The organism is Burkholderia sp. AU45388, assembly GCF_030481585.1.
In the GTDB taxonomy this organism is placed as follows: domain Bacteria; phylum Pseudomonadota; class Gammaproteobacteria; order Burkholderiales; family Burkholderiaceae; genus Burkholderia; species Burkholderia sola.
This window is the reverse complement of the sequence record NZ_JAUJPV010000004.1, coordinates 35531-57537: the sequence shown is the minus strand read 5'-3', so window position 1 is coordinate 57537 and position 22007 is coordinate 35531. Positions and strand designations below refer to the sequence as shown.

Here is a 22007-nt window from a genome sequence, read left to right as displayed (position 1 = left end):
TTCAGATGAGAGTCAGTTCAAACTACACCCTTCGTCAAAACCCGCTTCCCGCGGACGCTGTTCAGGACGTGCGCTTCGAAGCGGGCTATTCATCGGCGTACGCAGATACCGCGCGCTTACGCTAATGAATACGGTATGGCGCGCGTGACCGCCCGGCCTCGCGCGCCAAATCAAGTCGGTAGCCGGCGCACCTCGCGCCGCTACCCCTAATCGCTTGATCAAGCGGACCGCCACACGGCCGTCCGCTTTTTCCGGAGGGAAGTTTGCCCATCCCACTGAAGGGTTCGCAAAGTGCCTGTCGTATCGTTGGGCCGTTAAGGCACCGGGCATGCTTTGCATCAGGCGTTCTTGCTCCTAAACCTTGGGCCAGGGCCGAGAGGCCACCGGCTGCTCCATCATGTAACGGGTTCGCTGCCGCGGGTTATTCCCAGGACAGCGCGCCCCCCGTCTGATACTCGATCACACGCGTCTCGAAGAAGTTGCGCTCCTTCTTCAGGTCGATCATCTCGCTCATCCACGGGAACGGGTTTTCCTCGTTCGGGAACAGCGGGTCGAGGCCGATCTGCTGGCAACGGCGGTTGCTGATGAAGCGCAGATAGCTCTTGAACATCGACGCGTTCAAACCCAGCACGCCGCGCGGCATCGTGTCCTCGGCGTAGCGGTATTCGAGTTCGACAGCCTGCTTGAACAGCTCGCGGATCTCGGCGCGGAATTCCGCGGTCCAGAGATGCGGGTTCTCGAGCTTGATCTGGTTGATCAGGTCGATGCCGAAGTTGCAGTGCATCGACTCGTCGCGCAGGATGTACTGATATTGCTCCGCAGCACCCGTCATCTTGTTCTGGCGGCCGAGTGCGAGGATCTGCGTAAACCCGACATAGAAGAACAGGCCTTCCATGATGCAGGCGAACACGATCAGCGACTTCAGCAGCTTCTGATCCGCTTCGAGCGTGCCGGTCTTGAAGGCCGGGTCCGTCAGCGTATGAATGAACGGGATCAGGAATTCGTCCTTCGCGCGGATCGACGTGACCTCGTGATACGCGTTGAAGATCTCGCCTTCGTCGAGACCGAGCGATTCGACGATGTATTGGTACGCGTGCGTGTGGATCGCTTCTTCGAACGCCTGGCGCAGCAGGAACTGCCGGCACTCGGGCGCCGTGATGTGGCGGTACGTGCCGAGCACGATGTTGTTCGCCGCGAGCGAATCGGCCGTCACGAAGAAGCCGAGGTTGCGCTTCACGATGCGGCGCTCGTCCTCGGTCAGACCATTCGGGTCCTTCCACAGCGCGATGTCGCGGGACATGTTGATTTCCTGCGGCATCCAGTGGTTCGCGCAACCGGCCAGATACTTTTCCCACGCCCACTTGTACTTGAACGGCACCAGCTGATTGACGTCGGTCTGGCCGTTGATGATGCGCTTGTCGGCGACATTGACCCGCGCTTCCGTACCGCCGGCGGGAACAGCCGATGCTTGCGGCGGCACCGCGAGATCGCCTTCGAAAATGTCACGGACCTGATGGGCGGCAGGCGTTGCAGCCTGCATTCCGACAGCCATCCCGGCGGAGGTGCGCATGGCGTTTTGCTGCGCTCCGCTCGCGGGGGTTACGGCAGTCTTCTCGTCATCCCAGTTGAGCATAAATTCTCACCATCAATTTAGAACGGTTTGTACCATCTTTTCCTGAGCGATAAAAGGGTTCGCTCACGAAAAATCCTTTTTTCGATTCGCGTTGCGACCTCGATACAACACTTTGAGCAACGCATCGTCGTTCATGCAGCGCGCGACGTGAGTCGCGCTTGTATCGCGAGGTGCGCTCGACGCATCGAACGCCGATCGAAACGCGACGCCGTCGGAGATGTTTCGATCGCTTGTCATTGCCTGCAACGCAGGTGTCGCGCTACAGATTCCTTATCATTTTTTTAGTTGAGCGCGGCGCACACTTCAACCTCGATCGATTGTCGTGTGCGCCGCTCGGGCCTGCTTCTCAGGTCAGGCGCACTGCGTTACTGGCACGCTTCGCACTCGTCGAAGCCGGGGTCGCCCGGACGCATCGTGCACACCGGGCCGTCTGCTTCGACCGGCGCGAGTGCCGGCGCCGCGTTGACCGCGCCCGACGACGCACCGCCGCCGGCCGCACTGAAGCCGCCCGCTGCGCCTTGCGCGCCGCCGCTGCCGCCCGCACCGCCCGTCGGCACTGCGTTCAGCGCGCCGTGTGCGACCGTCGACTTCTCGACGTGCGTCGCCGCCATCGTGCGGAGGTAGTAGGTCGTCTTCAGGCCGCGCAGCCATGCGAGCTTGTAGGTCTCGTCGAGCTTCTTGCCCGACGCGCCGCCCATGTAGATGTTCAGCGACTGCGCCTGATCGATCCACTTCTGGCGACGCGATGCCGCTTCGACGAGCCACGTCGGATCGACCTCGAACGCGGTCGCGTAGATCGCGCGCAGGTCGGCCGGGATGCGGTCGATGCGCGACAGCATGCCGTCGAAGTACTTCAGGTCGGCGACCATCACTTCGTCCCACAGGCCGCGTTCCTTCAGGTCGCGAACGAGATACTCGTTCACCACCGTGAATTCACCCGACAGGTTCGACTTCACGTACAGGTTCTGGAAAGTCGGCTCGATACAGGCCGACACGCCGATGATGTTCGAGATCGTCGCCGTCGGCGCGATCGCGACGCAGTTCGAGTTGCGCATGCCGTGCGCGGCGATCCGCGAACGCAGCGTCGTCCAGTCGAGCGATTCCGACGTGTCGACCTCGACGTAGCCGCCGCGCGCTTCCGTCAGCAGCTTCAGCGTGTCCTGCGGGAGGATGCCGCGATCCCACAGCGAGCCGCGGTAGCTCGAGTAGCGGCCGCGCTCTTCGGCCAGCTCGGTCGACGCGTAGTACGCGTAGTAGCAGACGGCTTCCATCGAACGGTCGGCGAACTCGACCGCCTCTTGCGACGCGTACGGCGTGCGCAGCAGGTGCAGGCAGTCCTGGAAGCCCATGATGCCCATGCCGACCGGGCGGTGCTTCAGGTTCGAGTTGCGCGCCTTCGGCACCGCGTAGTAGTTGATGTCGATCACGTTGTCGAGCATGCGCATCGCGACGCTGATCGTGCGCTTGAGCTTGTCGTGGTCGAGCGCGTAGCTGCCGTCGGCCTGCTTCACCAGGTGGGCGACGAGGTTCACCGAGCCGAGGTTGCACACCGCGATTTCGGTGTCGCTCGTGTTCAGCGTGATTTCCGTGCACAGGTTCGACGAATGGACGACGCCGACGTGCTGCTGCGGCGAGCGCACGTTGCACGGATCCTTGAACGTGATCCACGGGTGGCCCGTCTCGAACAGCATGCCGAGCATCTTGCGCCACAGCTGCTGCGCCGGGATCTTCTTGAACAGCTTGATCTCGCCGCGCGCGACCTTCTCTTCGTAAGCCGTGTAAGCCTTCTCGAATTCGGCGCCGAACTTGTCGTGCAGGTCCGGGCAGGTCGACGGCGAGAACAGCGTCCAGTCGGCGCCTTCCATCACGCGCTTCATGAACAGGTCGGGAATCCAGTTCGCCGTGTTCATGTCGTGCGTGCGGCGACGGTCGTCACCGGTGTTCTTGCGCAGCTCCAGGAACTCCTCGATGTCGAGGTGCCACGATTCGAGGTACGCGCACACCGCGCCCTTGCGCTTGCCGCCCTGGTTCACCGCGACGGCCGTGTCGTTCACGACCTTCAGGAACGGCACCACGCCTTGCGACTTGCCGTTCGTGCCCTTGATATGCGAGCCGAGTGCGCGCACGCGCGTCCAGTCGTTGCCGAGGCCGCCGGCGAACTTCGACAGCAGCGCGTTTTCCTTCAGCGCTTCATAGATGCCGTCGAGATCGTCCGCGACCGTCGTCAGGTAGCACGACGACAGCTGCGAGCGGTGCGTGCCCGAGTTGAACAGCGTCGGCGTCGAGCTCATGAAGTCGAAGCTCGACAGCACGTTGTAGAACTCGATCGCGCGCGTTTCGCGGTCGATCTCGTTCAGCGACAGGCCCATCGCGACGCGCATGAAGAATGCCTGCGGCATTTCGATGCGGGTGCCTTCGACGTGCAGGAAGTAGCGGTCGTACAGCGTCTGCAGGCCGAGGTAGCCGAACTGCAGGTCGCGGTTCGCGTCGAGCGCTTCGCCGAGGCGCTTCAGGTCGAACTGCAGCAGCTTGTCGTCGAGCAGGCCGGCGTCGACGCCGCGCTTCAGGAACTGCGGGAAGTATTCGGCGTAGCGGGTCGACATCTCGGCCTGCACGACTTCCTCGCCGAGAATCTCGCGACGGATCGTGTGCAGCAGGATGCGGGCCGTGACCTGGCTGTATGCCGGATCCTTTTCGATCATCGTGCGCGCCGCGAGGATCGCCGAGTCGTAGACCTGGCTCATCGGCACGCCGTCGTACAGGTTCTTCACCGTCTCCGCGACGATCGGGTCAGGGTTAACCGCAGCGCCGAGACCGTCGCACGCCGACACGATCAGCGCGCGCAGCGCGTTCAGGTCGAGCGGGCGCGTGACGCCGTTGTCGACGACGTTGATGCCGGTGGCCGACTCGCCGCCCGCTGCCGCCGCTTCCTCGCCCGCATGCTGGCGCTCGAGGTGACGCTTCTCGCGATACAGCACGTACGCACGCGCGACGTTGTGCTCGCCGCCGCGCATCAGCGCGAGTTCGACCTGGTCCTGAATGTCTTCGATATGGAACGTACCGCCGTTCGGGCGGCTGCGCACGAGCGCGCGAACGACGTTGTGCGTCAGTTGTTCGACCTGCTCGCGGACGCGCGCCGATGCCGCGCCCTGCCCGCCATTGACGGCCAGGAAAGCCTTGGTCACCGCGATCGCGATCTTCGAAGGTTCGAACGACACCACGCTGCCGTTGCGGCGGATCACCTTGTAGTCGGCGAACGTGGCCTGCGGCGCGAGCGCCTTCGCGCCCTGTTCGGTCCCGCCGAGCGGACGGCTCGAGGCGCTCTCGTACTGGGACGTCGCGTTGTCGGTGGTTTGCATGTGCAAAGCTCCTGGTGTTGGATGGTGCGGAGAGAACCGCGGATTAAAACGAACGCTGCGCAATGCGGTGCGCGAGCGGTAAGAGGCGAGCGATGCGCCGGGGAAGCCGGTTCGGTCGATGCGCGACAACCCAGCCGGTCGTGTGCTTCGTCATGTGTACCCTGCCCCGTCGATGTTCGCTGCGCTGATCGCGACGCCCGGACCGCCCGGCCTGACGCGCCGCCGTGAGAACCCTGTTCGCCGGCGTTGCCCGCCGGCCGGTGCCGCTCGGGTTTTCCCCTGCGACACACACTATATCTAGTACAGAACTGCTCAACTGGCACCAAGTATAGTGGACATTCGGAGGACGTCCAAACGGATAATTTGCGATAGAGGACTTGACATCGCTCACGCGCAGACACGGCAAGGCATTGATCGGAGAAAAAACTTTCTCCGCTCAAAAAACCCCGCGATCAGTGCTGAATGAAAGGAAAGTATTCGGCGGAAAACCCGGCATCGCTCGCGAAGCGTTGCCAATCGAAATGCGGGCCCGGGTCGGTCTTGCGGCCCGGCGCGACGTCCGAGTGCCCGGCGAACGCGTCGACCGGGTAGCGCGCGGCAAGCGCGCGGGAAAGTGCGGCGAGCGCCGCGTATTGCGCATCGTCGAACGGCACGTCGTCCGCGCCTTCGAGCTCGATGCCGATCGAGAAGTCGTTGCAGCGCGTGCGGCCGAAGAACTCGGACGAGCCTGCGTGCCACGCGCGCTCGTCGCACGACACGAACTGCACCAGCTCGCCGTCGCGGCGGATCAGGAAATGGGCGGACACGCGCACGCCGCGCAGGTGGCGCTGGTAATAGGGGTGCGCATCGCAGTCGAGGCGGTTCAGGAACAGCGCCTCGATCGCGTCGCCGCCGAATTCGCCGGGCGGCAGGCTGATGTTGTGGACGACCACGAGCGTCGGCGCCGCCCCCGCGGGCCGCGCCTCGAAGTTCGGCGACGGCGCATGGCGCGCTTCGCGCACCCAGCCGTTCGCGTCGACCGACAACACCGGCGCGTCGCTCATCGCGCGTCGCGGCCGTTCACGCGCGCGGCGTGGCGCTGCGCATGCTCGGCGCTGCAGAAGTATTCGCCGCTCGCGGCGACGGCGTCGCCCTTCGGCGCGTGCACGCCGCATTCGGCACAGCGCACCATCGGCTCGGGCAGCGACCGCACGTCGCCGTTCGGGCGCGCGGCGCCACCCCCGGCACGGGGCGCACCGTCGTAACCGGCGCCGCGGCCGGCGCGCGCCTGCGCCTGTTCCTGCGCGTGACGCAGCTTGCGCGCGAGCCACGAACCCGCGAAGAAGAGAAGGATCAGGAGAAGAATCTGTCGCATCGGAAACCTGCGGTCAAACCACGGAGCGGTGCAGCAGCACCTCGAAAACGAACCGGCTACCGACATACGCGAGCAGCAGCGCGGCGAACGACACGAGCACCCAGCGCGCGGCGCCGCGGCCGCGCCAGCCCGACGTCTTGCGGGCCACCAGCAGGCCGCCGAACATCAGCCACGACAGGATCGCGAACACGGTCTTGTGGTCGAGCCGCAACGCGCGTGCGTCGACCTGCTCGCTGAACAGGATGCCCGACGCGAGCGTCAGCGTCAGCAGCACGAAGCCGGCGCCGATCAGGCGGAACAACAGCTTCTCGAGCGTGAGCAGCGGCGGCAGCGTTTCGAGCCAGCTCGCGATCCAGCCGGTCGAGCCGTCGCGCCCGCCGTTGCGCAGCGACTGCAGGCGCCGCTCGACCATCAGCATCAGGATCGCGTGCAGCGCGGCGATCGCGAACAGCCCATAGGCGATGTTCGCGATCAGGAAATGCAGCTTGAACAGCGGCGCTGCGGCATAAGGCAGCACCCGCACGCCGCCGAATATCAGCGGCAGCAGCGACGCGCCGCACGCGAGCGGCAGCACCAGCAGGCGCAGGCTGTCGAGCGGGAAGAAGAAGCTCTCGATCCAGTAGATGCCGGCGCCGAGCCAGAACATCGCGGACAGCGCGAACGCGAAGCCGAACACCATCGCGTCGTTCGGAAAGATCGTCATGTGGAGCAGCACGCCGTGCGCGAGCAGCGCGGCGAACAGCAGCGCGCGGCCGGCCCCGCTCATCCCGGACGCGGCCGACGCGGGGACCGGCACGGCCGGCACGCTCGCCACGAGCGGCGTCGCGCCCTGACGGTGCGTGCGCCAGCCTGCGACGGCGAGGCCGCCGTACAGGAATGCGGTGAGGGCATACAGTACAATATCCATGTTCGAAGTTTACACTAGGCCCCCTCCTCGCGACGGCTCCCTTTGTTCGGTTCCGCCGCGCCTTCGGGCCCCACTGTCCATCGCTCCCCATGCTCGACAATCTCACTCAACGGATGGCGCGCGTCGTCAAGACGCTGCGCGGCGAGGCCCGGCTCACCGAGGCGAACACGCAGGAGATGCTCCGCGAGGTGCGTCTCGCGCTGCTGGAAGCCGACGTGTCGCTGCCGGTCGTCCGCGAATTCATCGCCAAGGTCAAGGAAAAGGCGCTCGGCGAAGAAGTGATCAGCAGCCTGTCGCCGGGCCAGGCGCTCGTCGGCGTGGTCCAGAAGGAACTGACCGCCGTGATCGGCGGCGACTACGAAGGCAAGGCCGCCGAGCTGAACCTCGCGGTCACGCCGCCCGCCGTGATCCTGATGGCCGGCCTGCAGGGCGCGGGCAAGACCACGACCGTGGGCAAGCTCGCGAAGCTGCTGCGCGAGAAGTACAAGAAGAAGGTGCTCACGGTGTCGTGCGACGTGTATCGCCCGGCCGCGATCATGCAGCTGAAAACGGTGACCGAGCAGGTCGGCGCCGACTTCTTCCCGTCCACGCCGGACCAGAAGCCCGTCGACATCGCGCTCGCGGCCGTCGACTGGGCGAAGCGCCACTACCATGACGTGCTGCTCGTCGACACGGCCGGCCGCCTCGGCATCGACGAGGCGATGATGCAGGAAATCGCCGCGCTGCACGGCGTGCTGAAGCCGGCCGAAACGCTGTTCGTCGTCGACGCGATGCTCGGCCAGGATGCCGTCAACACCGCGAAGGCGTTCAACGACACGCTGCCGCTCACCGGCGTCGTGCTGACCAAGCTCGACGGCGATTCGCGCGGCGGCGCCGCGCTGTCGGTGCGTCACGTCACGGGCAAGCCGATCAAGTTCGTCGGCGTCGCCGAGAAGCTCGACGGCCTCGAGGTGTTCCACCCCGACCGGATGGCGAACCGGATCCTCGGCATGGGCGACATCCTCGCGCTCGTCGAGGAAGCGCAGCGCGGCGTCGACGTGCAGGCCGCGCAGAAGCTCGCCGACAAGGTCAAGAAGGGCGGCGATTTCGACCTGAACGATTTCCGCGCGCAGATCTCCCAGATGAAGAACATGGGCGGTTTGTCCTCGCTGATGGACAAACTCCCCGCGCAGTTCCAGCAGGCGGCGGCCGGCGCCGACATGGGCCAGGCCGAGAAGTCGATCCGCCGGATGGAGGGCATCATCAGCTCGATGACGCCCGCCGAGCGCGCGAAACCCGAAATCATCAAGGCGACGCGCAAGCGCCGCATTGCGGCCGGCGCCGGCGTGCCGGTGCAGGAAGTCAACCGGATGCTGAACCAGTACGACCAGATGCGTACGATGATGAAGAAGCTGAAGGGCGGCAACATGCAGAAGATGATGCGCGGCCTGAAAGGCATGATGCCCGGCATGCGCTGATTCCGTCCGTCGGCCGGCGCGCGGGTTTTTGCCGTAGCGCGCGCTGGCCGTTCTGCTTCATCCTTATTTGTATACCGACTGCCCGCCAGAACACATGAACCGCGAAGAAGCCCTCCACATTTTCGACCACTCCGAAGAGATCGTCTCGGCCGACGCCGTCAACGCGTCGATCTCGAAGATGGCCGACGCGATCCGCGCCGAGATCGGCGACGCGTTCCCGCTCGTTCTCTCGGTGATGGGCGGCGCCGCGGTGTTTACCGGGATGCTGCTGCCGCATCTCGATTTCCCGCTCGAATTCGACTACATCCACCTGACCCGCTACCGCAACACGACGCAGGGCAGCCCGGAGATGCACTGGCGCGTTGCGCCGCGCGAATCGGTGAAGGATCGCATCGTGCTCGTGCTCGACGACATCCTCGACGAAGGCGAGACGATGGCCGCGATCCGCGACCGGATCCTCGACATGGGCGCAAAGCGCTTCATGTCGGCCGTGCTGTGCGAGAAGACGCTCGCGAAGGCGAAACCGCTGCACCCCGATTTCTGCGGCTTCTCGGTGCCGGACCGCTATGTGTTCGGCTGCGGGATGGACGCGAAGGGCTACTGGCGCAACTTGCCGACGATCCGCGCGCTGACCGCGAACGTCTGATCGCCGCGCTGTCCGCGCCATACCGCTATATCAATAGAAAGCGGCGCTCCGGTTTCCCGGAGCGCCGCTTTTTTGCGCGCGCCGCCTGCGTTGGTTACAACTGGTGCACGAACGCGCGGATGCCGGCCAGCAGCATCTCGACCGAGATCGCGACCAGCACGAGCCCCATCAGCCGCTCGAACGCCGCGACCGTCCTTTCGCCGAGCCACTGCTGGATCCGTTCGGCCAGCACCAGCGTGATCGCGCAGACGAGCATCGTGACCGTCAGCGCGCCGACCCACTCGAGCATCTTGCCGGGCGCCTGCGACGTCAGCAGCATCACCGTCGCGAGCGCGGACGGCCCGGCCAGCGCCGGAATCGCGAGCGGCACGATGAACGGCTCGCCGCCCGCGCGCGGATCGCTGCCGAGCGCGCCGTCCGGGTGCGGGAAGATCATCCGCAGCGCGATCAGGAACAGCACGATCCCGCCGCCGAGCCGCAACGACAGGTCGGTGAGGCTCATCATCCGCAGGAAGCGGTCGCCGACCAGCATGAAGAACAGCAGGATCACGAACGCGATCCCCACTTCGCGCAGGATCAGCTTCACGCGCCGCTCGCGCGGCACATCCCGCATCGCCGTAATGAACAGCGGAATGTTGCCGAGCGGATCCGTGATCAGCACGAGGAGCACGGTGGCCGACAGGAACGTGTATTCCATCGTGTCGCCCGGTCGCCGCGCTTAGTGCGCGAGCGCGGTGCGGATCTTCTCGGCGACCGTCGCCGCGGCCGTGTCGGCCGGCAGCAGCGTCGCTTCGGCGTCGCGGCGGCCCTGGTACTCGATCTTGCCTTCCTTCAGGCCGCGCTCGCCGATCACGAGACGATGCGGCACGCCGATCAGCTCCCAGTCGGCGAACATCACGCCCGGGCGCTCGCCGCGATCGTCGAGGATCACGTCGATGCCGGCCGCGACGAGTTCCGCGTACAGCTTGTCGGCCGTCTCGCGCACCATGTCGCTGCGGTCATAGCCCATCGGGCACAGCACGACCTCGAACGGCGCGATCGACTCGGGCCAGATGATGCCCTTCTCGTCGAAGTTCTGTTCGATCGCCGCGCCGAGAATGCGCGTGATGCCGACGCCGTAACAGCCCATCAGCATCGGCTGCGGCTTGCCCGACTCGTCGAGGAACGTCGCGCCCATCGCTTCCGAATACTTGGTGCCCAACTGGAACACGTGGCCAACTTCGATGCCGCGGCAGATGTCGATCGCGCCCTGGCCGTCCGGCGACGGATCGCCCTTCTTCACGTTGCGCACGTCGGCGACCTCCGGCTCCGGCAGGTCGCGGCCCCAGTTCACGCCCGCGATGTGATAGTCGACCTCGTTCGCGCCGACGACGAAGTCGCTCATGTTCGCGACCGTGCGATCGGCGATCACCTTGACCGGCTTCTTCGTGCCGACCGGGCCGAGATAGCCCGGCGGCGTGCCGAACCACTCGACGATTTCCTGCTCGGTCGCGAAGCGGTGGTTCTTCAGGCCCGGCAGTTTCGACACCTTGATCTCGTTCAGGTCGTGGTCGCCGCGCAGCATCACGAGCCAGATGGTCGGCTCGGCGCCTTCGTTGTCGGTCGCGAGCACGATCGACTTGATCGTGCGCTCGAGCGGAATCGACAGCAGTTCGGCGACGGCCTCGCACTTCGCCTTGCCGGGCGTCGCGACCTTCTCCATCGCTTCGGCCGGCGCCGCGCGCTCGGCAATCAGCGGCAGCGCTTCGGCGGCCTCGACGTTCGCCGCGAATTCGGACGTCGGGCAGTACGCGATCGCGTCCTCGCCGGTATCGGCGATCACGTGGAACTCGTGCGAGAAGTTGCCGCCGATCGAGCCGCTGTCGGCCGCGACCGCGCGGAACTCGAGGCCCAGGCGCGTGAAGATGCGCACGTACGCGTCGTACATCTTGCGATACGACTCGTTCAGGCCGGCTGCGTCCTTGTCGAACGAATACGCGTCCTTCATGATGAATTCGCGGCCGCGCATCACGCCGAAGCGCGGACGGATCTCGTCGCGGAACTTCGTCTGGATCTGGTAGAAATTCACCGGCATCTGCCGGTAGCTCTTGATCTGGTTGCGCGCGATGTCGGTGACGACTTCCTCGTGCGTCGGCCCGATCACGAAATCGTTGTCCTTGCGGTCCTTGAAGCGCAGCAGCTCGGGGCCGTACTGCTCCCAGCGGCCCGACTCCTGCCACAGCTCGGCCGGCTGCACGGCCGGCATCAGCAGCTCGATGGCGCCCGCCCGGTTCATTTCCTCGCGCACGATCGCCTCGACCTTGCGAATCGAACGCAGGCCGACCGGCAGGTAGTTGTAGATGCCGCCGGCGACGCGACGGATCATGCCGGCGCGGACCATCAGCTTGTGGCTGACGATCTCTGCGTCGGCGGGTGCCTCTTTCAGGGTGCCGATAAAGAAACGGGAAGCTTTCATGCGGACGGTTCCAAAAACGGCGCCCCCAGGCGGGGCGCCCGAAAAAGTTTCAAGGTGAAAAAAGCGACGCGCCGCGAACGACGATGGCGCAGATGACGTAGCAGACTAATCAGGGACAATTCAGCCGGTGTACCCCGCGCGGATTCGCTCCGTCACGGTGCGCAGCGCCCGTTATCTGTTTATAATCAAAGCAATTTTAAAGGATTCGAAGGTGGTTGTATGCTGGATCGTGAAGGCTTTCGCCCGAACGTCGGCATCATCCTCTTGAACGCGCGCAACGAGGTGTTTTGGGGCAAGCGGCTCCGCGAGCATTCCTGGCAGTTTCCTCAAGGTGGGATCAAGTACGGCGAGACCCCCATGCAGGCAATGTACCGGGAACTGCACGAGGAAACGGGCCTGCATCCGGAACACGTCAAGATAATCGGCCGCACCCGCGACTGGTTGCGTTACGAGGTGCCTGACAAGTTCATCAAACGCGAAGTACGCGGTCATTACCGCGGCCAGAAGCAGATCTGGTTCCTGCTGCGGATGGTTGGACGCGATTGCGACATTTGCTTGCGCGCGACCGACCACCCGGAGTTCGATGCGTGGCGCTGGAACGAGTATTGGGTGCCGCTCGATGCGGTGATCGAGTTCAAGCGGGATGTCTATCAGTTGGCGCTGACGGAACTGTCGCGCTTCCTGCGCCGCCCGGCGCAGCGAGCCGAGAAGCCGCGCGGGCCGCGTGTGTCGCGCTATCCGCGCGTCATTGGCGCACAGGCCCAGACGCTGACGATTGTCGACACATCGGTAGTCTGTTCGGAGATCGAAGTGGAAGCGGGCACGCTCGACGAGATGCCGCCCCACGTGATCGTCGGCAAATGACGAGTCGGACTGCATGACCGGGCGCGACCTTGGTGTCGCGCCCTTTTTTTACGAGGAATGCATATTGAAAGCGATTGCTCTCGCGCTCGCATCGATCGCCGCAATGGCCGCCCTGGCCGGCTGCGCGAACTCGAAAGCGCCGTCCAACAAGGATGACAGCGAGTTCGTGTACCTGCTCGACCGTCAGGGAACCTGGAAGGAAAACGCCGTCGACACGCTGCCGCCGCTGCCGCAAACGGGCGATCTTCTGCCGTTCAACGTGTCGCAGAACACGCCGCTGAAGTTCTTCGTCGATGCGAAGTCGCTCGAGGTCGGCAGCGACGGCGTCGTGCGCTACGCAGTCGTCGTCACAAGCCCGGCCGGTGCGCGCAACGTGAACTACGAAGGCATCCGCTGCGACACCTACGAGTGGCGCCAGTACGCCGGCCTGAACTCCGACCACAACGGCTGGGATCGCACCGTCGAGAACGACTGGCGGCGCATCGAGAACGGCGAACTGAACGCCTACCACTCCGCGCTCTACCAGGACTACTTCTGCGCGAACAAGATGCCGCAGGGCTCGACCCGGCAGATCCTCGAAAACATCCGGTTCCACCGCACCGCGATGACGCAGTTGCGCTGACGGCACGCGATGCGGGTTGCCCGCATCGTCCTGTCGCACGAAAAAGCCCGCATCGCGCGGGCTTTTTCATTTGAACGACGGCACGTGGCCGGCGATCACACCAGCACGAGGTTGTCGCGATGAATCAGTTCAGGCTCCAGCATGTAGCCGAGCACGGTCTCGATCTCGCCGCTCGGCTTGCGGTGAATCAGCTTCGTTTCCGCGCTGCTGTAGTTCGTGAGCCCGCGCGCCACCTCGCGCCCGTCCGGGCCCACGCACGCGATCACCTCGCCGCGCGCGAACGCACCCTGTACGTCGATCACGCCGATCGGCAGCAGGCTCTTGCCGCCGGCCGTCAGCTTCTCGACCGCGCCCGCATCGATCACGACGTGGCCGCGCACCTGCAGATGGTCGGCCATCCATTGCTTGCGCGCCGCCATCCGCGCGGTACGGGCGATCAGTTGCGTGCCGATCGCCTCGCCGGCCGCCAGACGCACGAGCACGTCGGCCTCCCGGCCGCTCGCGATCACGGTATTCGCGCCGCTGTGGGCCGCGCGCTTCGCCGCGAGGATCTTGGTCAGCATCCCGCCGCGGCCGAGACTCGAGCCGGCCCCGCCCGCCATCGCCTCGAGCTCCGGCGCGCCCGCATTGGCCTCGCCGACGAGCGTCGCGTTCGGATCCTTGCGCGGATCGGCGGTGAACAGCCCCGACTGGTCGGTGAGGATGATCAGCGCATCGCCTTCGATCAGGTTCGCGACGAGCGCACCGAGCGTATCGTTGTCGCCGAACTTGATTTCGTCGGTGACGACCGTGTCGTTTTCGTTGATGATCGGCACGACGCCGAGCCGCAGCAACGTGAGCAGCGTCGATCGCGCATTCAGGTAGCGTTCGCGATCCGCCAGATCGGCGTGCGTGAGCAGGATCTGCGCGGTGCGGATGCCGTGTTCGGTGAAGCGGCTCTCGTAGACTTGCGCGAGCCCCATCTGGCCGACCGCGGCGGCGGCCTGCAGCTCGTCGATTTCCCGCGGCCGCTTGCTCCAGCCGAGCCGCTGCATGCCTTCGGCAATCGCGCCCGAACTGACGAGCACGACTTCCTTGCCCTGCGCACGCAACGCGGCGATCTGGGCTGCCCAGCGGCCGATTGCAGCATGATCGAGCCCCTTGCCGTCGTTGGTCACGAGGCTGGAGCCCACCTTCACCACCAATCGCTTCGAATCCGCGATGATCGAACGCATCCTGCACTGTCTCCTGTATCTGATGCCGGCCCGCCGGGCGCGATTGAACGCCGACGCCGGGCGGCACGCCCGGCGCGTGACCTAACCGTTCAGGCGTCGTCGCCCGAGGCCGCGCCGCCCTTCGCCGGCGGCGCATCGCGGAATCGCACGTCCGCCGCGAGATCTTCCGCCTCCGCCGCGCGATGCGCGTCCGAATGTTCGGACAGGTAGTCGTAGATCGCGTAGCACAGCGCTTCGCAGCCCTGGCCCGTCAGCGCCGAGATCTCGAACACGGGGCCGTCCCAGCCGAAGCGGTCGAGGAAATCCGCGACGCGCGCCTCGCGCTCGTCTTCCGGCACCATGTCGAGCTTGTTGAGCACGAGCCAGCGCGGCTTCTCGTAGAGCGCCTCGTCGTATTTGCGCAGTTCGCCGACGATCGCCGTCGCCTCCGCGACGGGATCGACGCTTTCGTCGAACGGCGCGAGATCGACCAGATGCAGCAGCACGCCGGTACGCTGCAGGTGACGCAGGAATTGATGCCCGAGGCCCGCGCCTTCGGCCGCACCCTCGATCAGCCCCGGGATATCGGCGATCACGAAGCTCTTGCTCGGGCCGACCCGCACCACGCCGAGATTCGGCGCGAGCGTCGTGAACGGGTAGTCGGCGATCTTCGGCTTCGCGTTCGACACCGACGAGATGAAGGTCGACTTGCCCGCGTTCGGCATGCCGAGCAGCCCGACGTCGGCGAGCACCTTCAGCTCGAGCTTCAGCATGCGCCGCTCGCCCGGCTTGCCGTCCGTCTTCTGGCGCGGCGCGCGGTTCGTGCTCGACTTGAAATGCAGGTTGCCGAGGCCGCCGGCGCCGCCCTGCGCGAGCATCACCTGCTGGTCGTGCTCGGTGAGGTCGGCGATCAGCTCGCCGGTATCCATGTCGCTGATGATCGTGCCGACCGGCATGCGCAGCGTGACGTCGTCGCCGCCCTTGCCGTAGCAATCGGAGCCGCGGCCGTTTTCGCCGTTGCGCGCGAGGTGCTTCTTCGCGTAACGGTAGTCGATCAGCGTGTTGATGTTGCGGTCGGCGATCGCGTAAACGCTGCCGCCCCGGCCGCCGTCGCCGCCGTCCGGCCCGCCGAACGGGACGAATTTCTCGCGGCGCATCGACGCGCTGCCATCGCCTCCGTCGCCGGCGATGACTTCGATTCGTGCTTCGTCAATGAACTTCATTCGTCACTCCGCCCAGTATTTCCGCTATTGTGCCGCGCGCCGGCACGCTTGAACAATCGGCCGTTCGGCCGATCGTACGCCGGTTGCGCGAGGGTCGCCGGCCCGCACCGGCGGGCGGCGACCCAATAAAAAAAGGCCCCGCGAAGACTGCGGGGCCTTTCGGCTACGAAGCCCGTGGGTGCCTGACTTAGGCAGCCGCCGGGACGACGATGACCAGATGCTTCTTGTCCGCGCCCTTCGTCGCGAACTTGACGTGACCGTCGACCAGCGCGAACAGGGTGTGATCCTTGCCCATGCCGACGTTCTCGCCAGCGTGCATGCGCGTACCGCGCTGACGCACGATGATGCCGCCGGCATTGATTGCCTGGCCGCCGTACACTTTCACGCCGAGACGTTTCGACTCGGAGTCGCGGCCGTTCCGGGAAGAGCCGCCTGCCTTTTTGTGTGCCATCTGATTGCTCCTTAACCGAGGCGCTTACGCGTTGATCGCGTCGATGCGCAGCTCAGTGTAGTTCTGGCGGTGGCCGCCATGCTTTTGGTAGTGCTTCCGGCGACGCATCTTGAAGATGGTGACCTTGGCATGACGACCGTGCGACACAACGGTGGCCTTGACGGAAGCCCCACTGACCAGCGGCGCACCGAACTTAATCGATTCGCCTTCGCCCACTGCGAGAACCTGGTCGAGCGTGATTTCAGCGTCAATGTCAGCCGGTATCTGTTCTACTTTGAGTTTTTCGCCAACGGCAACCTTGTACTGCTTGCCGCCGGTTTTTATGACCGCGTACATTGAGAACCTCACTCTGGATCCAATTTTTCCGCACACCACGCGCGGAAAACACGTGATTATACATGGGGTTAGCACCCAAGTCAAAGCCGATCGACGATTGCCGCGCGCGGGCCTCGGCCGGACGGTCAAAATCGCGCCGCTGCTACGTCCGACAGACCGGCATATCGCGGATTCGACTTATAATCCGCCGCATCACCCAATTCCATCATCATGTCGTCGTCCACCGCCTCCCCCACCCTCAGCGCCGCCCACCTGCTCGCCCCGATCGCCAGCGACATGGAGCAGGTGAATCGCGTTATCCGGCAAAGCCTCGCGTCCGACGTGCTGCTGATCAACCAGATCGCCGAGTACATCATCGGCGCGGGCGGCAAGCGGCTGCGTCCGGCGTTGCTGCTGCTCGTCGCCGGCGCGCTCGGCGAAACGTCGCACCAGCGGCACGTGCTGGCCGCCGTCGTCGAGTTCATCCACACGGCCACGCTGCTGCATGACGACGTCGTCGACGAATCCGAGCTGCGCCGCGGCCGCCAGACCGCCAATGCGCTGTTCGGCAACGCGGCGAGCGTGCTGGTAGGCGACTACCTCTACTCGCGTTCGTTCGAGATGATGGTCGGCGTCGGCAAGATGCGCGTGATGGAGATCCTGTCCGAAGCGACGACGATCATTTCGGAAGGCGAGGTGCTGCAGCTCCTCAACATGCACGACGCGGACGTCGACGAAACGCGCTACATGCAGGTGATCCGCTACAAGACGGCCAAGCTGTTCGAGGCGTCGGCGCGCCTGGGCGCGGTGCTCGCGGGCGCCGATGCGCCGACCGAGGCGGCAGCCGCCGAATACGGCCGCCGGATCGGCACCGCGTTCCAGATCATGGACGACTGGCTCGACTATGCAGGCACGGCCGAGGCGATGGGCAAGAATGCCGGCGACGACCTGCGCGAAGGCAAGCCGACGCTGCCGCTCATCTATCTGATCGAACGCGGCACGCCCGAACAGTCGGCGCTCGCACGCGAGGCGATCGAACAGGGCGGCACCGATCGCTTCGACACGATTTTCGAAGCGATCACGCGTTCGGGCGCGCTCGATCACACGCTCGAACGCGCACGCCAGGAAGCGCAGGCGGCAGCCGCGGCGATTGCCGCGTTCCCCGATTCGATTTACAAGGAAAGCCTGCTCGGGTTGTGCTCATACTCGACGTCGCGGCAATCGTAAACACGCCGCGAACGCGAAGCGATGCCTTATCTCGAAAATTTTCTTCATCGAAGTATTCCCTTTTAGAAAAAACATCGTTATAGTTACGTTCTTGCTTGTGACGACGCAGCGATTCTTAACGAAGAGGGCGAAGTCCGAAGAGCAAAAATCGGGGTGTAGCTTAGCCTGGTAGAGCGCTACGTTCGGGACGTAGAGGCCGGAGGTTCGAATCCTCTCACCCCGACCAGATTTAAAAAAACCGTGCACCGCGTGCACGGTTTTTTTTCGTCCGGCCGCCGCGGGCCCCGCGTGTCGCGCGCGACACATCGCGGTCGCCGGCCTCTGCTATATTTCCCCCATCCCTGTCCTTCACTGCCCTTTCCAACGCGTGGACCAAATTCCCTTATGGGCGCAAATCGGCGCCGTCTTCCTGCTTCTCCTCTGTTCCAGCTTCTTTTCCATTTCCGAGACCGCGATGATGGCGCTCAACCGCCATCGGCTGAAGCATCTCGCAGGTCAAGGCGCACTCGGCGCGAAAACCACGCAGGGGCTGCTCACGCGCACTGACTTGCTGCTCAGCGTGATCCTCATCGGCAACAACCTGTTCAACACGATCATCCCGGTCCTCACGACGTCGCTCGCGCTCCATACGTTCGGGCGCAACAACCTCGCGCTGTCGATCGCGACCGGTGTCGTCGCGTTCCTGATCATCGTGTTCGCGGAAATCGCGCCGAAGATCGTCGGCGCGACGTTCCCCGAACGCATCGCGCTGCCCGCGAGCCTCGTGATCGCACCGCTGATGCGCGTGTTCAAGCCGGTCGTGTGGTTCGTCAACGCGCTCGCGAACGGCGTGCTGTGGGTGTTGCGCATCAACACGAAAAAGGGCCGCGACCAGCGGATGTCGGCCGACGAGCTGCGCGCCATCGTGCTCGAATCGAGCAGTTTCATGCCGACCAAGCACCGCAGCATCCTGCTCAACCTGTTCGACCTCGAGAACATCACGGTCGACGACGTGATGGTGCCGCGCCGCCAGATCGAGTCGCTCAACTTCCACGCGCCGCTCGACGACATCCTGCATCAGCTCGAAACCTGCTATCACAACCGGCTCGTCGTCTACGAAGGCGACATCGACAAGGTGCTCGGCGTGCTGCACGTGCGCAAGACGCTCACCGCGCTGCACAACCAGGATTTCGACCGCGAGACGCTGCGCGCGCTGCTCGCCGAACCATACTATGTGCCGTCCGGCACGCCGGTGGTCCAGCAGTTGCAGTTCTTCCAGGAAACCCGCCAGCGCACCGCGCTCGTCGTCAACGAGTACGGCGAACTCGAAGGGCTCGTCACGCCCGAGGACATCATCGAGGAACTGATCGGCGAATTCACGACGTCGATGCCGCGCAGCGAGCGCGCGGGCGGATGGGACGAGAACGGCGAATGCATCGTCTCGGCCAGCATGCCGCTGCGCGAACTGAACCGCTGGCTGCACCTGAAGCTGCCGACCGACGGCCCGAAGACGCTGAACGGACTCGTGCTCGAGATCCTCGAGGAAATTCCGGAAGACGACGTGTGCCTGAAAATCGGCGACGTGATGCTCGAGGTGATGCGCAGCGACGATCAGGCTGTACGCACCGTCAAGCTCTTCAAGCCGCGCGGCGCGCGCGCCGGTCGCGCCGCGTCGCGCTAGGGCCCGCTCGCGCCAATAACAGGCCCTGGCCGAACGGCCGACTGCCGGCGCCGCCCGCGACGCGCGATCATCTGCGCATCACGGTCAACAGGCGGCCAACATGCCGGCTCACATGCACTTCCCTTCCTCAGCGGCGTCGCCGCACGCGCAGTCGGCGCCCGCGCCCGCCGACGCGCCGCCCACCGCCGCGCCCCATGCACTCGATGCGGCCCAACTCGACGATGCCCCCGCCGTACGGCTGCTGACGGACACGCTGCACGCGGCGCGCGTGCGCGACGCGTCGGACATCCACGTCGAGCCGTTCGAAGCCGGCTGGCGCATCCGTCTGCGCATAGACGGCGTGCTGCATGAACACGCGCGGCCACCGCTGCACCTGCGCGATGCGCTCGTCACCCGGATCAAGGTGCTCTCGCGCATGGACATCGCCGAACGGCGGCTCCCGCAGGACGGCCGGCTGCGCATCGCGATCGACGGCGGCATGCGCGGCGACTATCGCGTCAGTTCGCTGCCCACGCTGTTCGGCGAAAAGCTCGTGCTGCGGCGGCTCGAAACGCTGCCGCCCGATCTCACGCTCGCAATCCTCGGCTTCGACGCGCGGCAGGCGGCCGCGATGGAGGCCGCGATCCGCGCGCCGCACGGCCTCGTGCTGGTCACGGGCCCGACCGGCAGCGGCAAGACGCTGTCGCTCTACTGCGCGCTGCAAATGCTCGATCGCGACGCGCGCAACGTCTGCACGGTCGAGGATCCTGCCGAGATCCAGCTCGACGGGATCAATCAGGTCGGGGTCGCCGACAAGGCAGGGCTCACGTTCGCGACGGCGCTGCGCGCGCTGTTGCGACAGGACCCGGACGTCATCATGGTCGGCGAGATTCGCGATGCGGAGACGGCCGATGTCGCGATCAAGGCCGCGCAGACCGGCCATCTCGTGTTGTCGACGCTGCACACGAACGACGCGCCGGCCGCCGTCGCGCGGCTGCTCGACATCGGCGTCGCACCGTACAACCTCGCGGCCGCGCTGCACCTCGTCACCGCGCAACGCCTCGTCCGGCGCCTGTGCGTCGCCTGCCGCGCGCATTCGGACGCATCGGCGCGCGCGCTGCGGGAAGCCGGCTGCGACCCGGCGGCACTGGCGGCCGGCTGGCGGCCGTTCGTCGCCCGCGGCTGTTCCGCCTGTCACGGGATCGGCTATCGCGGGCGCATCGGCCTGCATCAGACGATGCCGGTATCGCCCGGGCTGGCCGAGCGCATCGTCGCGCGGGCGAGCGTCGGCGAACTCGCGCAGTGCGTGGCGGCCGAGGGCGTGCGCACGCTGCGCGACGCGGCATTCGCGCGCGTCATGGACGGCACGACGAGCATCGCGGAAGCCGTCGCCGCCACCCCCGCGGCGTGAACGTGCGCACGCCACCGCGCGAAACCCGCTTTGCATGGCGCGGCCGCCATCGCGACGGCTCGCCGCGTCGCGGGACCGTCATCGCGTTCGACGCCGCGGCCGCGCGCGCCACGCTCGCGCGCGACGGCATCGCGGTGCTGTCGCTCGACGTCCGCGGGCCGGCCCGTGCGCCTGCGGCGGCCGCGCGTGACATCACGCGCTTCACGCGCCAGCTCGCGAGCCTGCTGCAGGCCGGCCTGCCGCTCGCGCCGTCGCTCGAGATGCTCGCGCGCACCCGCACGCGCGACGGCGTGCCGCGCATTGCCGCGGGGCTCGCCCGCGAAATCGTCGGCGGCCGGCGCTTCGCCGATGCGCTCGCACGCTATCCATCGCAATTCGGCACGCTGTATCGTCAGTTGATCGAGGTCGGCGAGGCGTCCGGTTCGCTCGGCGTCGTGCTGACGCGGGTCGCGGAACATCGCGAGCGCGCCGATGCGCAATGGCGCAAGCTGCGGGCCGCGCTCGCGTATCCGGCCGCCGTCATCCTGTTCGCGCTCGCGATCTCGGCCGCCTTGATGGTGTGGGTCGTACCGACCTTCCGGCAGATCTTCGACGGTTTCGGCGCCGCCCTGCCCGCGCCGACCCGCGCGCTGCTCGCGCTGTCCGCCGCGCTGTCGGCGTGGGGCGGTGTGCTCCTGGCCGGCGCGGCCGCCACCGGGCTTGCCGCGCAGCACGCGCTGCGGCGCTCGGCCGCGCTGCGTCACGCGCTCGCGCGGCGCCTGCTGCGCGCCCCCCTCGTCGGCAGCGCGCTGGAGCGATTCGCGGCCGCACGCTGGTGCCGCTCGCTGGCGACCCTGCTCGGCGCCGGCGTGCCGCTCGCCGATGCGTTCGCGACGCTCGAGCGCACGGCCGGCCATCCGGTGTTCGCGCACGCCACCGCGCACGTCGCCGCACGTGTGCTGCGCGGCGTACGTCTGGCCGATGCGATGCATTCGGCCGGCTGCTTTCCGGACGACGTCGTGCAACCGATCGCCGTCGCCGAGGAAACCGGTGCGCTCGACACGATGCTCGCGGACATCGCCGCGTTGTGCGAGCGCCAGCTGGATGCGCGCCTCGATGCGCTCGCGGCGCTCGGCGAACCGTTGATCGTGATCGTCCTGGGCGCACTCGTCGGCGGCCTCGTGATCGCGATGTACCTGCCGATCCTTCAACTCGGCAACGTGGTGTAGCATCGCAACCGATTCTGTCGCCTTTTAAGTCCGAACCTTGAGC

General features: G+C 65.9%; 20 protein-coding genes and 1 tRNA gene. 9 read left to right on the top strand and 12 right to left on the bottom strand.

Annotated features, from left to right (window positions below; translation table 11 throughout):
• Positions 1–12 precede the first annotated feature (12 nt).
• The 6 genes from QZM72_RS09955 to QZM72_RS09930 form a co-directional block, all read right to left on the bottom strand.
• A complete protein-coding gene (locus QZM72_RS09955; protein WP_084044093.1) occupies positions 13–339 on the bottom strand; it encodes a hypothetical protein in 327 nt (108 codons plus the stop codon).
• 82 nt (positions 340–421) lie between these two features.
• Positions 422–1633, bottom strand: coding sequence for a ribonucleotide-diphosphate reductase subunit beta (locus QZM72_RS09950; protein ID WP_006476978.1), 1212 nt, complete (start codon positions 1631–1633; stop codon positions 422–424).
• 365 nt (positions 1634–1998) lie between these two features.
• Positions 1999–4992, bottom strand: a complete 2994-nt coding sequence (locus tag QZM72_RS09945) for a ribonucleoside-diphosphate reductase subunit alpha (protein ID WP_089466626.1) — start codon at positions 4990–4992, stop codon at positions 1999–2001.
• A gap of 452 nt (positions 4993–5444) precedes the next feature.
• A complete protein-coding gene (gene ampD, locus QZM72_RS09940; protein ID WP_089466624.1) occupies positions 5445–6035 on the bottom strand; it encodes a 1,6-anhydro-N-acetylmuramyl-L-alanine amidase AmpD in 591 nt (196 codons plus the stop codon).
• Positions 6032–6346, bottom strand: coding sequence for a PP0621 family protein (locus QZM72_RS09935; protein ID WP_089466623.1), 315 nt, complete (start codon positions 6344–6346; stop codon positions 6032–6034). The genes ampD and QZM72_RS09935 overlap by 4 nt, the downstream gene beginning before the upstream one ends.
• 13 nt (positions 6347–6359) lie before the next feature.
• A complete protein-coding gene (locus QZM72_RS09930; protein ID WP_089466622.1) occupies positions 6360–7253 on the bottom strand; it encodes an inner membrane protein YpjD in 894 nt (297 codons plus the stop codon).
• Between the two features lie 89 nt (positions 7254–7342).
• On the opposite strand from QZM72_RS09930, the gene ffh reads away from it, so the two are divergent.
• The gene (gene ffh, locus QZM72_RS09925) at positions 7343–8710 is read left to right on the top strand and encodes a signal recognition particle protein (RefSeq protein WP_089434517.1); all 1368 of its coding nucleotides are present in this window, start codon (positions 7343–7345) and stop codon (positions 8708–8710) included.
• A 94-nt stretch (positions 8711–8804) separates the two neighbouring features.
• Entirely contained in the window at positions 8805–9356 is a 552-nt protein-coding gene (locus QZM72_RS09920) for a hypoxanthine-guanine phosphoribosyltransferase (RefSeq protein ID WP_023477519.1), read from the top strand.
• Between the two features lie 94 nt (positions 9357–9450).
• On the opposite strand, the gene QZM72_RS09915 is transcribed toward QZM72_RS09920, so the two are convergent.
• Positions 9451–10053, bottom strand: a complete 603-nt coding sequence (locus tag QZM72_RS09915; protein ID WP_301737977.1) for a MarC family protein — start codon at positions 10051–10053, stop codon at positions 9451–9453.
• Between the two features lie 21 nt (positions 10054–10074).
• Complete coding sequence (locus QZM72_RS09910; RefSeq protein WP_301737976.1) at positions 10075–11811, bottom strand: proline--tRNA ligase; 1737 nt, start codon at positions 11809–11811, stop codon at positions 10075–10077.
• A gap of 219 nt (positions 11812–12030) precedes the next feature.
• On the opposite strand from QZM72_RS09910, the gene QZM72_RS09905 reads away from it, so the two are divergent.
• Together QZM72_RS09905 and QZM72_RS09900 are read left to right on the top strand one after the other, a co-directional pair.
• Positions 12031–12675, top strand: a complete 645-nt coding sequence (locus tag QZM72_RS09905; protein ID WP_069616810.1) for an RNA pyrophosphohydrolase — start codon at positions 12031–12033, stop codon at positions 12673–12675.
• 13 nt (positions 12676–12688) lie between these two features.
• Positions 12689–13297 carry a CNP1-like family protein gene (locus QZM72_RS09900; RefSeq protein ID WP_050013884.1) on the top strand — a complete coding sequence of 203 codons (609 nt, stop codon included), beginning with the start codon at positions 12689–12691 and terminating at the stop codon, positions 13295–13297.
• A 95-nt stretch (positions 13298–13392) separates the two neighbouring features.
• Here QZM72_RS09900 and proB read toward each other — a convergent pair whose 3' ends face one another.
• From proB to rplU, 4 genes are all read right to left on the bottom strand, one after another.
• Complete coding sequence (gene proB, locus QZM72_RS09895; RefSeq protein WP_006476997.1) at positions 13393–14511, bottom strand: glutamate 5-kinase; 1119 nt, start codon at positions 14509–14511, stop codon at positions 13393–13395.
• Positions 14512–14600: 89 nt separating this feature from the next.
• The gene (obgE, locus tag QZM72_RS09890) at positions 14601–15713 is read right to left on the bottom strand and encodes an Obg family GTPase CgtA (RefSeq protein WP_089466619.1); all 1113 of its coding nucleotides are present in this window, start codon (positions 15711–15713) and stop codon (positions 14601–14603) included.
• 187 nt (positions 15714–15900) lie between these two features.
• Complete coding sequence (gene rpmA, locus QZM72_RS09885; protein WP_006476999.1) at positions 15901–16164, bottom strand: 50S ribosomal protein L27; 264 nt, start codon at positions 16162–16164, stop codon at positions 15901–15903.
• Between the two features lie 24 nt (positions 16165–16188).
• Positions 16189–16500, bottom strand: a complete 312-nt coding sequence (gene rplU, locus QZM72_RS09880; protein WP_027783472.1) for a 50S ribosomal protein L21 — start codon at positions 16498–16500, stop codon at positions 16189–16191.
• Positions 16501–16710: 210 nt separating this feature from the next.
• Here rplU and QZM72_RS09875 point away from each other — a divergent pair, with 210 nt between their 5' ends.
• The 5 genes from QZM72_RS09875 to QZM72_RS09855 all read left to right on the top strand — a co-directional run bounded on the left by QZM72_RS09875 (position 16711) and on the right by QZM72_RS09855 (position 21964).
• Positions 16711–17706 (top strand): polyprenyl synthetase family protein, encoded by a 996-nt coding sequence (locus QZM72_RS09875; protein ID WP_301737974.1) that lies wholly within the window; start codon positions 16711–16713, stop codon positions 17704–17706.
• 149 nt (positions 17707–17855) lie between these two features.
• Positions 17856–17932, top strand: a tRNA-Pro gene (locus QZM72_RS09870).
• 141 nt (positions 17933–18073) lie between these two features.
• Positions 18074–19366, top strand: coding sequence for an HlyC/CorC family transporter (locus QZM72_RS09865; RefSeq protein WP_089466618.1), 1293 nt, complete (start codon positions 18074–18076; stop codon positions 19364–19366).
• 100 nt (positions 19367–19466) lie between these two features.
• Positions 19467–20756, top strand: a complete 1290-nt coding sequence (locus tag QZM72_RS09860) for a GspE/PulE family protein (RefSeq protein WP_179233365.1) — start codon at positions 19467–19469, stop codon at positions 20754–20756.
• Positions 20753–21964, top strand: a complete 1212-nt coding sequence (locus QZM72_RS09855) for a type II secretion system F family protein (protein WP_089466616.1) — start codon at positions 20753–20755, stop codon at positions 21962–21964. Before QZM72_RS09860 ends, QZM72_RS09855 begins: the two co-directional genes overlap by 4 nt.
• The last annotated feature ends 43 nt before the right edge of the window (positions 21965–22007 follow it).

What these genes read in the sequence shown, in the direction of transcription:
- rplU (WP_027783472.1), bottom strand. Translation starts at nt 16,500, where the DNA reads ATGTACGCGGTCATAAAAACCGGCGGCAAGCAGTACAAGGTTGCCGTT.
- proB (WP_006476997.1), bottom strand. Translation starts at nt 14,511, where the DNA reads ATGCGTTCGATCATCGCGGATTCGAAGCGATTGGTGGTGAAGGTGGGC.
- rpmA (WP_006476999.1), bottom strand. Translation starts at nt 16,164, where the DNA reads ATGGCACACAAAAAGGCAGGCGGCTCTTCCCGGAACGGCCGCGACTCC.
- QZM72_RS09860 (WP_179233365.1), top strand. Translation starts at nt 19,467, where the DNA reads ATGCCGGCTCACATGCACTTCCCTTCCTCAGCGGCGTCGCCGCACGCG.
- QZM72_RS09910 (WP_301737976.1), bottom strand. Translation starts at nt 11,811, where the DNA reads ATGAAAGCTTCCCGTTTCTTTATCGGCACCCTGAAAGAGGCACCCGCC.
- QZM72_RS09935 (WP_089466623.1), bottom strand. Translation starts at nt 6,346, where the DNA reads ATGCGACAGATTCTTCTCCTGATCCTTCTCTTCTTCGCGGGTTCGTGG.
- ffh (WP_089434517.1), top strand. Translation starts at nt 7,343, where the DNA reads ATGCTCGACAATCTCACTCAACGGATGGCGCGCGTCGTCAAGACGCTG.
- QZM72_RS09930 (WP_089466622.1), bottom strand. Translation starts at nt 7,253, where the DNA reads ATGGATATTGTACTGTATGCCCTCACCGCATTCCTGTACGGCGGCCTC.
- QZM72_RS09915 (WP_301737977.1), bottom strand. Translation starts at nt 10,053, where the DNA reads ATGGAATACACGTTCCTGTCGGCCACCGTGCTCCTCGTGCTGATCACG.
- QZM72_RS09905 (WP_069616810.1), top strand. Translation starts at nt 12,031, where the DNA reads ATGCTGGATCGTGAAGGCTTTCGCCCGAACGTCGGCATCATCCTCTTG.
- ampD (WP_089466624.1), bottom strand. Translation starts at nt 6,035, where the DNA reads ATGAGCGACGCGCCGGTGTTGTCGGTCGACGCGAACGGCTGGGTGCGC.
- QZM72_RS09875 (WP_301737974.1), top strand. Translation starts at nt 16,711, where the DNA reads ATGTCGTCGTCCACCGCCTCCCCCACCCTCAGCGCCGCCCACCTGCTC.
- obgE (WP_089466619.1), bottom strand. Translation starts at nt 15,713, where the DNA reads ATGAAGTTCATTGACGAAGCACGAATCGAAGTCATCGCCGGCGACGGA.
- QZM72_RS09955 (WP_084044093.1), bottom strand. Translation starts at nt 339, where the DNA reads ATGCAAAGCATGCCCGGTGCCTTAACGGCCCAACGATACGACAGGCAC.
- QZM72_RS09900 (WP_050013884.1), top strand. Translation starts at nt 12,689, where the DNA reads ATGACCGGGCGCGACCTTGGTGTCGCGCCCTTTTTTTACGAGGAATGC.
- QZM72_RS09945 (WP_089466626.1), bottom strand. Translation starts at nt 4,992, where the DNA reads ATGCAAACCACCGACAACGCGACGTCCCAGTACGAGAGCGCCTCGAGC.
- QZM72_RS09950 (WP_006476978.1), bottom strand. Translation starts at nt 1,633, where the DNA reads ATGCTCAACTGGGATGACGAGAAGACTGCCGTAACCCCCGCGAGCGGA.
- QZM72_RS09920 (WP_023477519.1), top strand. Translation starts at nt 8,805, where the DNA reads ATGAACCGCGAAGAAGCCCTCCACATTTTCGACCACTCCGAAGAGATC.